Source organism: Paraoerskovia marina DSM 21750, from assembly GCF_000701465.1.
GTDB lineage: Bacteria > Actinomycetota > Actinomycetes > Actinomycetales > Cellulomonadaceae > Paraoerskovia > Paraoerskovia marina.
Map to the genome: position 1 here is coordinate 644,135 of NZ_JNIY01000003.1, position 11,920 is coordinate 656,054.

10 protein-coding genes are annotated in these 11,920 nt (G+C 70.0%); all 10 read left to right on the forward strand.

All coding sequences use genetic code 11. The annotated features are described in order from the left end of the window. The first annotated feature begins 83 nt into the window (after positions 1 to 83). From Q343_RS0103085 to nuoL, 10 genes are read left to right on the forward strand one after another with little or no spacing between them, the layout of a single operon-like run. Entirely contained in the window at positions 84 to 785 is a 702-nt protein-coding gene (locus Q343_RS0103085; RefSeq protein WP_029252124.1) for an NADH-quinone oxidoreductase subunit C, read from the forward strand. Further along, positions 782 to 2,143, forward strand: coding sequence for an NADH-quinone oxidoreductase subunit D (locus Q343_RS0103090; RefSeq protein ID WP_029252125.1), 1,362 nt, complete (start codon positions 782 to 784; stop codon positions 2,141 to 2,143). The genes Q343_RS0103085 and Q343_RS0103090 overlap by 4 nt, the downstream gene beginning before the upstream one ends. Next, positions 2,140 to 2,928 (forward strand): NADH-quinone oxidoreductase subunit NuoE, encoded by a 789-nt coding sequence (nuoE, locus tag Q343_RS0103095; RefSeq protein ID WP_081829581.1) that lies wholly within the window; start codon positions 2,140 to 2,142, stop codon positions 2,926 to 2,928. The genes Q343_RS0103090 and nuoE overlap by 4 nt, the downstream gene beginning before the upstream one ends. Continuing rightward, positions 2,925 to 4,256, forward strand: coding sequence for an NADH-quinone oxidoreductase subunit NuoF (gene nuoF / locus Q343_RS0103100; protein ID WP_043109185.1), 1,332 nt, complete (start codon positions 2,925 to 2,927; stop codon positions 4,254 to 4,256). The genes nuoE and nuoF overlap by 4 nt, the downstream gene beginning before the upstream one ends. Next, positions 4,253 to 6,832, forward strand: a complete 2,580-nt coding sequence (locus tag Q343_RS0103105; protein WP_029252128.1) for an NADH-quinone oxidoreductase subunit G — start codon at positions 4,253 to 4,255, stop codon at positions 6,830 to 6,832. Before nuoF ends, Q343_RS0103105 begins: the two co-directional genes overlap by 4 nt. Next, positions 6,832 to 8,184: an NADH-quinone oxidoreductase subunit NuoH gene (gene nuoH / locus Q343_RS0103110; RefSeq protein WP_029252129.1), complete on the forward strand. Its 1,353-nt coding sequence runs from the start codon at positions 6,832 to 6,834 to the stop codon at positions 8,182 to 8,184. Before Q343_RS0103105 ends, nuoH begins: the two co-directional genes overlap by 1 nt. Then, entirely contained in the window at positions 8,177 to 8,800 is a 624-nt protein-coding gene (nuoI, locus tag Q343_RS0103115) for an NADH-quinone oxidoreductase subunit NuoI (RefSeq protein WP_081829582.1), read from the forward strand. Before nuoH ends, nuoI begins: the two co-directional genes overlap by 8 nt. Beyond that, positions 8,797 to 9,600: an NADH-quinone oxidoreductase subunit J gene (locus Q343_RS0103120; RefSeq protein WP_052366812.1), complete on the forward strand. Its 804-nt coding sequence runs from the start codon at positions 8,797 to 8,799 to the stop codon at positions 9,598 to 9,600. The genes nuoI and Q343_RS0103120 overlap by 4 nt, the downstream gene beginning before the upstream one ends. Further along, the gene (gene nuoK, locus Q343_RS0103125; RefSeq protein ID WP_029252132.1) at positions 9,600 to 9,899 is read left to right on the forward strand and encodes an NADH-quinone oxidoreductase subunit NuoK; all 300 of its coding nucleotides are present in this window, start codon (positions 9,600 to 9,602) and stop codon (positions 9,897 to 9,899) included. Before Q343_RS0103120 ends, nuoK begins: the two co-directional genes overlap by 1 nt. Positions 9,900 to 9,912: 13 nt before the next feature. After that, the gene (nuoL, locus tag Q343_RS0103130) at positions 9,913 to 11,913 is read left to right on the forward strand and encodes an NADH-quinone oxidoreductase subunit L (protein WP_029252133.1); all 2,001 of its coding nucleotides are present in this window, start codon (positions 9,913 to 9,915) and stop codon (positions 11,911 to 11,913) included. Positions 11,914 to 11,920: the final 7 nt, after the last annotated feature.

Sequence of the window (11,920 nt, forward strand, 5' to 3'; positions counted from 1 at the left end):
CGGGCCGGGACGAGGCGCCGGTCGGGCCGCCCCCGCAGGCCGCGCCCCACGTCGACGAGGCCCAGGGTCCCCGGCAGAACGAGCTGGTCTCGGGCTCGGAGGGCCGGAGCACGCTCGAGGTCGTCGAGGTCCGTGAGGGGATGTTCGGCGCCCATGGTGCGGGGGACACCTCGGGGTACGGCGGGCTGCGCCGTCCGGTCGCGATGCCCGGCGCCGCGACCCGGCCCTACGGGTCGTGGTTCGACGAGGCCGTCGACCTCCTCGCCGAGGTGCTCGAGGAGCAGGGGCTCCCGCTCTCCACCGCGCTCGAGTTCGTCGTCGTGGACCCCCCGGGGGACCACGCCGAGCTCACCCTGCACGTGCGCCGCGAGTACCTCGTCCAGGTCTGCCAGGCACTGCGGGACGACCAGGACCTGAGGTTCGAGCTCAGTCTCGGTGTCAGCGGCGTGCACTTCCCGCACGACACGAACCGCGAGCTCCACGCGGTCTACCACCTGACGTCGATCACCCACGGTCGTCGCCTGCGCCTCGAGGTCTCCGTCCCCGACGTCGACCCGCACATCCCGTCGACGACGTCGGTGTACCCGACCAACGACTGGCACGAGCGCGAGACCTGGGACTTCTTCGGAATCGTCTTCGACGGGCACCCCGCGCTGGCGCGGATCGAGATGCCCGACGACTGGCCCGGGCATCCCCAGCGCAAGGACTACCCGCTCGGCGGGATCCCGGTCGAGTACAAGGGCGCGACGGTGCCCCCGGCAGACCAGAGGAGGTCGTACTCGTGAGCAGCACGACAGGTGCAGGAGCACCGCACGCGACGAAGGCGCCCTACGACGACTTCGACGGCTCCATCCCGACGTTCGAGGCCTCGGGCGGCGACTGGGACGAGATCGCCGCCGAGGCGAGCGAGATCGGCGAGGAACGCATCGTCGTGAACATGGGTCCGCAGCACCCCTCGACGCACGGTGTGCTCCGACTGATGCTCGAGATCGACGGGGAGACCGTGAAGGAGGCGCGCTGCGGCGTCGGGTACCTCCACACGGGCATCGAGAAGAACATGGAGTTCCGGACGTGGACCCAGGGGGTCACGTTCTGCACCCGCATGGACTACCTCGCGCCGCTCTTCCAGGAGGCGGCGTTCTGCCTCGGCACCGAGAAGATCCTCGGGATCACGGACGACATCCCCGAGCGGGCGTCCGTCATCCGCGTGCTGATGATGGAGCTCAACCGGGTGTCCTCGCACCTGATCTGCCTGGGTACGGGCGGCAACGAGATGGGCGCGACGACCATCATGACGCTCAGCTTCACCGCCCGTGAGGAGATCCTCCGCGTGCTGGAGGCCGTCACGGGGCTGCGGATGAACCACGCGTACATCCGTCCGGGCGGGGTGGCGCAGGACGTCCCCGAGGGGATCGAGGACCAGATCCGCGGCATCCTGCCGAAGGTACGTGGCTATCTCGCGCAGCTCGGCGACCTGATGCTCGCCAACCCGATCTTCAAGGCCCGCCTCGTCGGGGTCGGGAACCTGAACCTCGCCGGGTGCATGGCGCTCGGGATCACCGGGCCCGTCCTGCGGTCCGCGGGCCACCCGTACGACGTCCGCAAGTCTGACCCGTACTGCGGCTACGAGACGTACGACTTCGACGTGCCGACGTCGACGGACGCGGACTGCTACTCGCGGGTCGTCCTGCGCATCGAGGAGTGCTACCAGTCGCTGCGGATCGTCGAGCAGTGCCTCACCCGCCTCGAGTCGACGGTGGGCCAGCCCGTGATGGTGGCCGACCGCAAGATCGCCTGGCCGGCCCAGCTCGCCATCGGCAGCGACGGGCAGGGCAACTCGCTGGACCACATCAAGGAGATCATGGGCACCTCGATGGAGGCCCTGATCCACCACTTCAAGCTCGTCACCGAGGGGTTCCGCGTCCCGGTCGGGCAGTCCTGGCAGACGGTCGAGCACCCGCGCGGCGAGCTCGGTGTGCACCTCGTCTCCGACGGCGGGACGCGGCCCTACCGGGCACACTTCCGTGACCCGTCGTTCAACAACCTGCAGGCGGTCGCCGCGATGTGCGAGGGCGGGCAGGTGGCCGACGTCGTCGTCGCCGTCGCGTCGCTCGACCCGGTGCTGGGAGGAGTGGACCGATGACCACAGAGGCGTACTCGCGGGGGCCTGCGTGCTCCTACGACGACGAGACCTACCGCCGGCTCGCCGACGACGCGGCACAGATCGTCGCGCGCTACCCCGAGCCGCGGTCCGCGCTCCTGCCGATGCTCCACCTGGTGCAGGCCGAGGAGAGCTACGTGTCCCGTGACGGGATCGCCTTCTGCGCCGAGCGGCTCGGGCTGACCCCGGCCCAGGTCTCCGCGGTGGCGACGTTCTACACGCAGTACAAGCGCCACCCGAACGGTCGGTACACCGTCGGGGTCTGCACCAACACCCTGTGCGCGGTGATGGGCGGCGACACGATCTTCGACGAGCTCAGCGAGCACCTCGACGTCGGGCACGACCAGACGACCGAGGACGGCAAGATCACCCTCGAGCGCGTCGAGTGCAACGCGGCCTGCGACTTCGCGCCGGTCGTCATGGTCAACTGGGAGTTCTTCGACAACCAGAACCCGGAGACGGCCAAGCGGCTCGCCGACTCGCTGCGTCTCGGCGAGGACGTCACGCCCACCCGCGGCGCGTCGACCGTGGCCACGTTCCAGGAGGTCAGCCGCGTCCTCGCCGGCTTCCCGGACGGCCGTGCCGACGAGGGCGTCGGCGCATCGGGCGCCACCCTGGCCGGCCTGAGGCTCGCCCGCGAGAACGACTGGCGGGCGCCCGAGGAGGCTGCGCCGTCCGACGTCGACGCGGCGCCCGGTGAGGGCGACGTGCCCCCGCGGACCGGCGGGGCCCAGTCGAGCGCCGAGAGCAAGGAGTCGGACAAGTGACCTCACCACTGACCCCGGTCCTGAGCGACACGTGGGACGCGGACCAGAGCTGGACCCTGGAGACCTACCGGGCTCACGGGGGGTACGGCGCGCTGGCCAAAGCGCTCGACCTGGAGCCGGCCGGAATCATCCAGACCGTCAAGGACTCCGGCCTCCGCGGTCGCGGCGGTGCCGGGTTCCCCACCGGCATGAAGTGGGGGTTCCTGCCGCCGGACGACGGTGGCCCGCGGTACCTGGTCGTCAACGCCGACGAGTCCGAGCCGGGCACCTGCAAGGACATCCCGCTCATGATGGCGGCGCCCCACTCGCTGATCGAGGGCGTGGCCATCACGTCCTACGCGATCGGCTGCACCCACGCGTTCATCTACGTCCGCGGTGAGGTCGTCCACGTCTACCGCCGTCTGCTGAACGCCGTGCAGGAGGCCTACGACGCCGGACTGCTCGGAAAGAACGCCCTCGGCGAGGGGGTGGACCTCGACGTCACGGTCCACGCCGGCGCCGGGGCGTACATCTGCGGCGAGGAGACGGCGTTGCTCGACTCCCTCGAGGGGCGTCGCGGACAGCCGCGCCTCAAGCCGCCGTTTCCCGCGGTCGCGGGCCTCTACGCGCGCCCGACCGTGGTCAACAACGTCGAGTCGATCGCGAGCGTCCCGGCCATCGTCGAGCGCGGGGCCGACTGGTTCACCTCGATGGGCACCGAGAAGTCCGCCGGGTTCGGGCTGTTCTCCCTCTCCGGGCACGTGGTGCGGCCGGGCCAGTACGAGGCCCCGCTCGGCATCACGCTGCGCGAGCTGCTCGACATGGCCGGGGGCGTCCGCCCCGGGCACGAGCTGAAGTTCTGGACACCGGGCGGGTCCTCGACGCCGTTGTTCACCGCCGAGCACCTCGACGTCCCGCTCGACTACGAGTCCGTGGGCGCCGCCGGGTCCATGCTCGGCACCCGCGCCCTGCAGATCTTCGACGACTCGGTCTGCGTCGTCCGCGCGGTCGCCCGGTGGACGGAGTTCTACGCGCACGAGTCCTGCGGCAAGTGCACGCCCTGCCGCGAGGGCACCTTCTGGCTCGAGCAGGTGCTCGCCCGCATCGAGAACGGCACCGGGGTCCCCGAGGACCTCGACGTGCTCCTCGACGTCTGCGAGAACATCCTCGGCCGGGCGTTCTGCGCGCTCGGCGACGGTGCGACGTCGCCCATCACCAGCAGCGTCCAGCTCTTCCGCGAGGAGTACGAGGCCCACATCACCGGTGGCGGCTGCCCGTTCGACCGGGCGGCGGCCGAGCTGTTCGAGCGCAAGCGACCGGCAGTGGCCGGCTCGGAGGTAGAGGGATGACCGACACGACGAACAAGGGCACCGGCGGAGGCGGCGAGGAGGCCGCCGTCGTCCCCCAGGTGACGTTCCAGATCGACGGCATCGAGACGTCGGTGCCGAAGGGCACCCTCGTCATCCGGGCGGCCGAGGAGATCGGGATCGCGATCCCGCGATTCTGCGACCACCCGCTCCTCGAGCCCGTCGGCGCGTGCCGCCAGTGCCTCGTCGAGGTCTCGGCCCCCGACCGCTCGGGGGCCGTACGGCCGATGCCGAAGCCGCAGCCCTCGTGCACCCTCGTCGCCACCGACGGCATGCAGGTCAGCACGCAACGCACGTCGCCGGTGGCGGAGAAGGCCCAGCGCGGCATGCTCGAGCTGCTGCTGATCAACCACCCCCTCGACTGCCCGGTGTGCGACAAGGGCGGCGAGTGCCCCCTGCAGAACCAGTCGATGGCCAACGGTGCCGCCACGAGCCGCTACCTCGACGTCAAGCGGACCTTCCCCAAGCCCATCGCCGTCTCGACGCAGATCCTGCTCGACCGCGAGCGCTGCGTGCTCTGCCAGCGCTGTACGCGGTTCTCCGACGAGATCGCGGGCAACCCGTTCATCGACCTGCAGAAGCGCGGGGCACGGCAGCAGATCGGCCGGTTCGACGAGGACGTCCTGGACTTCGAGCGCCCGGGGACGAGCAGCGGGGACCAGCCGGTCGGTGCAGCGCACACGGACGTCTCCGGTGCACCGTTCGCGTCGTACTACTCGGGCAACACCGTGCAGATCTGCCCGGTCGGCGCCCTGACCAGCGCGGCGTACCGGTTCCGGTCGAGGCCGTTCGACCTCGTCTCGACGCCGGCGGTCGCGGAGCACGACTCCTGCGGCTCCGCGATCCGCGTGGACCACCGCCGCGACACTGTCATGCGCCGGCTCGCCGGCGACGACCCCGTGGTGAACGAGGAGTGGATCACCGACAAGGACCGCTTCGCGTTCACGTGGCAGACGGCGCCGGACCGGCTCACGACCCCGCTCGTGCGGGACCGGGGCGAGGACGGAAGCCGGGGTGAGCTGCGGCCTGCAAGCTGGAGCGAGGCGCTCGAGGCGGCGGCGGAGGGCCTTGCCCGTGCCCGCCAGGCCGGCGGGGTGGGTGTGCTCCCCGGCGGTCGACTGACCATCGAGGACTCGTTCGCCTACGCCAAGTTCGCGCGCGTCGCGCTCGGGACGAACGACGTCGACCACCGGGCCCGCTCCCACAGCGCCGAGGAGGCCGACTTCCTGGCCCACGCCGTCGCAGGGCGAGGGATCGACGTCACCTTCAGCGATCTCGAGGCCGCACCGAGCGTGCTCCTCGTCGGCCTCGAGGCCGAGGAGGAGGGCGGCGTCACGTTCCTGCGACTGCGCAAGGGCGCGACCAAGAACGACGTCCGGGTCTTCTCGATCGCCTCGCACCGGAGCAGCGGGCTCGACCGGATGAACGGCACGCTGCTCGCGGCCGCTCCGGGGACCGAGCCCGAGTGGCTCGACCAGATCGCGGCCGGCGGCACCGACCCTGCGGAGCTCGCGGACGTGTCCGAGGCCCTGCGCGGAGCCGGTTCCGTCGTGCTAGTCGGCGAACGGCTCGCCGCCGTCCCCGGTGCGTACAGCGCCGTGCTCCGGCTCGTCGAGCGGACCGGGGCACGGCTGGCCTGGATTCCGCGGCGCATCGGCGAGCGTGCCGGTGTCGAGACGGGCACCCTGCCGAACCTCCTGCCCGGAGGGCGCCCGGTCGTCGACCCTGCGGCGCGCGCGGAGGTCGCGGCCCTCTGGGGCGGCGACGAGCTCCCGGCGGACGCGGGCCGCTCGACCGGCGAGATCCTGGACGCGCTCTGGGTCGGGCAGCTCGGCGGGGTTCTCGCCGGCGGCTTCGAGCCGGAGGACCTCCCGGACCCCGCCCACGCCCGCCGGGCGTTGGAGCAGGCGGGCTTCGTCGTCGCGCTCGACGTCCGCTCGTCCGAGGTCACGGAACGTGCCGACGTCGTGCTCCCGGTGGCTCCGCCGGCGGAGAAGGACGGGTCGTACTGGAACTGGGAGGGCCGGGTGCGGACTTTCGGGGCCTCGCTCCCGTCCGACGCCATGCCCGACCACCGTGTTCTCGACGCCCTCGCCGACGAGCTCGACGTCGAGCTGGGGACGGCGAGCCTTCTCGACGTCCGCGAGGAGCTCGGTCGACTCACGCCCTGGGCGGGTGAGCGCGTCGCCGCGCCGACGGTGGCTCCCTCGGAGCCCGAGCCGGTCGAGCCCGGAACTGCGGTCCTGGCGTCCTGGCGGCTCCAGCTCGACGTCGCCCGGCTCCAGGACGGTGAACGGTTCCTCGCCGGCACGGCGAAGCGGCCGGTCGCGCGAATCTCCCCGGTGACGGCGGTCGCGGTCGGTGTCGCCGACGGCGAGCAGGTCACGGTCTCCACGGACCGCGGGTCGCTCACCCTCCCCGTGGCGGTGACCGCAATGGTCGACCACGTCGTCTGGGTGCCGCTCCGGTCGCCCGGCAGTCAGGTGCACGAGACGCTCGGGGTGGCCCCGGGCGCAGTGGTCCGCGTCGCCGCGGCCGCGGGGGAGGGAGAAGCCTGATGAGCATCTTCACCGAGACGCCGGGCGTGCCCGGGATCGCCGCGGACTTCTCGCAGGACAACGGGTGGACGTACCTCGTCAAGGCCGTCCTGATCATCGTGTTCCTGCTGACCTCCGTCCTGATCGCGATCTGGTTCGAGCGACGGGTCGTCGCCCGCATGCAGCTGCGTCCCGGCCCCAACGTGCACGGGCCGCTCGGCCTGCTGCAGTCGCTGGCGGACGCGATGAAGCTCCTGCTCAAGGAGGACATCACCGTCAAGGCGGCGGACAAGTTCGTCTACCTGCTCGCGCCGATGATCGCCGTCTTCTGCGCGCTCCTGACGTTCGCCGTCATCCCGTTCGGTCCCGAGGTGACGATCCCCTTCACGGACTACTCGACGCCGGCGCAGCTCACCGACTTCCCCGTCGCCGTGCTCTACATCCTCGCGTGCGCCTCGCTCGGCGTGTACGGGATCGTGCTCGGCGGCTGGTCCTCCGGGTCGACGTACCCGCTGCTCGGCTCCGTGCGGTCGACGGCACAGGTGATCAGCTACGAGCTCGCGATGGGGCTCTCCCTGGTGACGGTGTTCATCATGGCGGGCTCGATGTCCACGTCGCAGATCGTCGACTCGCAGCAGAGCCTGTGGTGGTTCCTCCCGCTGCTGCCCGCGTTCGTCGTCTACGTCATCTCCATGATCGGCGAGACCAACCGGCTGCCGTTCGACCTTCCTGAGGCCGAGGGCGAGCTGGTCTCGGGCTTCATGACCGAGTACTCGTCCATGAAGTTCGCGTGGTTCTTCCTCGCCGAGTACATCAACATGATCAACGTCTCAGCGGTCGCGACGACGTTGTTCCTCGGTGGCTGGCGCGCCCCGTGGCCGCTGTCCGCGATCAACGACGGGATGTTCAACGAGGGCTGGTGGCCGATCCTCTGGTTCCTCGTCAAGATGTGGGCGCTCCTCTTCATGTTCGTCTGGGTGCGCGGGACCCTGCTCCGCATGCGCTACGACCAGTTCATGAAGCTGGGGTGGAAGATCCTCATCCCCGTCGCGCTCGGATGGCTCGTCCTCGTGGCCGTCGCCCAGGGGCTGCGCCAGTTCGCCGACGTCGACACCCAGACGTTCCTCGTGGTCTCGGGCGTCGTGGCGATCGTCCTGGTCGCGGTGATCTGGTTCTGGCCGGACGCCTCGAAGAAGCCCGAGCCGGAGACCGGGGACGACGAGCCCGAGGAGTTCGACGCGTTCGCGGACGGGTTCCCCGTGCCGCCCCTGCCGGGCCAGAAGCTTCCGCCCTCGGCGCGTCGTCGCCGAGTCGTCGCCGCAGAGAGCGGTGCGGCACACGCCGTCGACACCGAGGAGGAGAACCGTGGCTGACGACCGGTCGTACCAACCACTGCGTCCCCAACCGAAGGGGATCAAGGAGCTGTTCGCGCCCGTCGCGGGTTTCGGCGTGACGTTCTCGTCGATGTTCAAGCCGATCGTCACCGAGCAGTACCCCAAGGAGAAGGTGCCCACGCAGCGCCGCTACCACGGCCGCCACCAGCTCAACCGGTACGCCGACGGCCTCGAGAAGTGCATCGGGTGCGAGCTGTGCGCCTGGGCCTGCCCGGCAGACGCGATCTACGTCGAGGGGGCGTCGAACGCCGACCTCCCCGACGGCGGGCACATGTCGCCCGGTGAGCGGTACGGCCGCGTCTACCAGATCAACTATCTGCGCTGCATCTTCTGCGCACTGTGCATCGAGGCGTGCCCCACCCGGGCACTGACGATGACAAACGAGTACGAGCTCGCCGGTCACACTCGCGAAGGGATGATCTGGGAGAAGGAGGACCTCCTCGCCCCGCTGCGCGAGGGGATGCTCCCCGCACCCCACCCGATGGTGGAGGGCACGGAGGACGACCAGTACTACCGCGGTGAGATCACCGGGCCGACACAGAGGCAGAAGGACTGGGTCGCCGAGCACACGGAGCCGAAGGAGGACGCGTCATGAGCCCCGGTGAGGACGTGCTGTTCTGGGTCCTGGCACCGCTGATGGTGCTCGTCTCGTTCGGCCTGCTGGTGGCTCGCAAGGCCGTGCACGTGGCCATCTGCATGGTCTTCGTGATGATCGGCTTCGCCGTCCTGTACATCGCCCTCGAGGCACCGTTCCTCGGCGTCGTCCAGATCGTGGTCTACACCGGCGCCGTCATGATGCTCTTCCTCTTCGTGCTGATGCTCGTCGGTGTCGACGCCTCGAGCTCGCTCGTCGAGACGATCCGTGGACAGCGTTGGATCGGCGTGATCCTCGCGCTCGGCCTCGGCGTCATCCTGTCCGGCGTCGTCGTCCAGACAGTCTTCCCGCCGGCCGTCGGCCTCGCCGAGGCGAACTCGGTCACGAACCCTGTCGGTCTCGCCCGGGTCCTGATGTCCGACTACGTGCTCGCGATGGAGGTCGTCGGCATCGTCCTGATCACCGCGGCGGTCTCGGCCCTCGTGCTCACGCACAAGCGGCGCCTGACCCCGGCACGCGGGCAGAAGGAGATCGCGGACGCCAAGGTCGCCGCGCTGCCGCAGGGTGGTCGGCTCACGCCGCTGGCGGCGCCGGGCGTCTACGCGCAGAACAACGCGATGGACACACCGGCGCTCGACCCGCAGGGCCGGCCGATCGCCGAGTCCGTGTCACGGGTGCTGCGGATCCGCGGGCAGCAGCGGGAGGCCACCGACGTCCTGCTCGGGGAGCACGGCCTCGTCGAGCGGACGTCCACGGTCGCGGAGCCCGAGGGCTCCGCACCTGACGAGGAGGAACGCTGATGGAACTCACGCACTACGTGGTGCTCTCCTGCATCCTGTTCTCCGTCGGTGCGGCGACCGTGCTCCTGCGGCGCAACGCGATCATCGTGTTCATGGGGGTCGAGCTCATGCTCAACGCGACGAACCTGGCGTTCGTCACGTTCGGACGCATGCACGGCGACCTCAGCGGACAGGTCATCGCGTTCTTCGTCATGGTCGTCGCCGCCGCCGAGGTGGTGGTCGGCCTCGCCATCATCATCGCGATCTTCCGTGCCCGCCGGTCCGTGTCCGTCGACGACGTCGACCTGTTGAAGAGCTGAAGGGCAGAACCTGATGCCAACGGTGACATCCGTAGCCGCCTCCGTCGCGGCCTCGTCCGCAGTCTCGAACGAGGTGCCGGCGTCGCTCGAGCTGGCGCCATACGTCATCCTGCTGCCGCTGGTGGGTGCCGCAGTGCTCCTGCTCGCGGGCCGTCGCAGCGACAGGTGGGGACACTGGCTCGGCCTCGCGACGGCGATCGGGTCGTTCGTGGTCGGTCTGGTCCTGCTGGTGGGGCTCCTCGGGCTCGACGCGGGCGAACGTGTCTACGACATGGCGCTCTACGACTGGCTCCCGGGCGGGACGCTCGACGTCGGCGTCGGGCTGCGGATCGACCCCCTGTCGGTGACGTTCGTCCTGCTCGTGACCTTCGTCGGGTCGCTCATCCACCTCTACTCGGTGGCGTACATGGAGCACGACGACGACCGCCGTCGGTTCTTCGCCTACCTGAACCTCTTCGTCGCCGCGATGCTCGTCCTGGTGCTGGCGAACTCGTACCTGCTCCTGTTCGTCGGCTGGGAGGGCGTGGGGCTCGCGTCGTACCTGCTGATCGGGTTCTGGTACCGCGAGCGCAAGAACGCGGTCGCGGCCAAGAAGGCCTTCGTCATGAACCGTGTCGGTGACATCGGTCTGATCGTCGCGATGATGCTGATGCTGGCCACGTTCGGCAGCCTCGACTTCGCCGTCGTGCACGAGCAGGCACCGGCTGCCTCGCTCGGGATCGTCACCGCGATCGGCCTCATGCTTCTCCTGGCGGCCTGCGGCAAGTCGGCGCAGTTCCCCCTGCAGGCGTGGTTGGGCGACGCCATGGCCGGCCCGACGCCCGTCTCGGCGCTGATCCACGCGGCGACGATGGTCACCGCGGGGGTCTACCTCGTGGTCCGGTCGGCGCCGATCTTCGACGTGTCGCCCGACGCGCGCCTGGTCGTCGCGATCATCGGTGCCGTGACCCTGGTCTTCGGTGCGATCATCGGCTGCGCGAAGGACGACATCAAGAAGGCGCTGGCGGCGTCGACGATGTCGCAGATCGGCTACATGATCCTCGCGGCGGGCCTCGGGCCGATCGGCTACGCGTTCGCGATCTTCCACCTCGTGACCCACGGCTTCTTCAAGGCGGGCCTCTTCCTCGGAGCCGGCTCGGTCATGCACGGCATGGGTGATCAGGTCGACATGCGGCGGTTCGGCGGACTCTCGAGGTACATGAAGGTCACGTTCGTGACCTTCGGTCTCGGGTGGCTCGCAATCCTCGGCATCCCGCCGTTCTCCGGGTTCTGGAGCAAGGACAAGATCATCGAGGCCGCGTTCGTTCCCGTCGAGGGGTCCGAGTGGCAGGCCTGGGTCTTCGGGTTCACGGCGCTGATCGGCGCCGGCATCACCGCCTTCTACATGTCCCGCCTCTTCTTCATGACGTTCGGTGGCAAGCGGCGCTGGAACGACGGCTCGGGGGACGTCGACGGCACCGGCCCGCAGCAGGGACCGGTCCAGCACCCGCACGAGTCGCCGCTGCTCATGACGCTGCCCATGGTCGTCCTCGCCTTCGGCTCCGTGTTCCTCGGCGGGTTGCTCGCCTGGGGCGACTCGTTCGTCACCTGGCTGGAGCCCGTCACCGGCCACGCCGAGCATGCCGAACCGGTGCTGCCGGTCTGGTCGCTCATCACCCTCACCCTGCTGCTCGTCGTCGGTGGTGTGATTCTCGCCTGGCGCCAGTACGCCGTGGCGGACGTGCCCGTCACGGCGCCCCCGGCCTCCGCGCTCACCCGCGCCGCCCGGGTCGACCTCTACCAGGACGCAGTCAACGAGACGGTCTTCATGCGGCCGGGGCAGTACCTCACCCGCACGCTCGTCTACTCCGACAAGGAGGTCGTCGACGGCACGTGGATGGGCGGTGCCGCACTGCTCGGCACCGTCGGTCGTGTGTGGCGCAAGGCCCAGAACGGTTTCGTCCGCTCGTACGCCGCCACCATCCTCGGTGGCCTGATCGTGATCGTCGCCGTCGTCCTGGCGCTGGCGAGCTGAGGTAACC

Bases quoted from the DNA above. Each gene is read 5' to 3' on its own strand.
- nuoE (WP_081829581.1), top strand. From the start codon at position 2,140: ATGACCACAGAGGCGTACTCGCGGGGGCCTGCGTGCTCCTACGACGAC.
- Q343_RS0103105 (WP_029252128.1), top strand. From the start codon at position 4,253: ATGACCGACACGACGAACAAGGGCACCGGCGGAGGCGGCGAGGAGGCC.
- nuoH (WP_029252129.1), top strand. From the start codon at position 6,832: ATGAGCATCTTCACCGAGACGCCGGGCGTGCCCGGGATCGCCGCGGAC.
- Q343_RS0103120 (WP_052366812.1), top strand. From the start codon at position 8,797: ATGAGCCCCGGTGAGGACGTGCTGTTCTGGGTCCTGGCACCGCTGATG.
- nuoK (WP_029252132.1), top strand. From the start codon at position 9,600: ATGGAACTCACGCACTACGTGGTGCTCTCCTGCATCCTGTTCTCCGTC.
- nuoL (WP_029252133.1), top strand. From the start codon at position 9,913: ATGCCAACGGTGACATCCGTAGCCGCCTCCGTCGCGGCCTCGTCCGCA.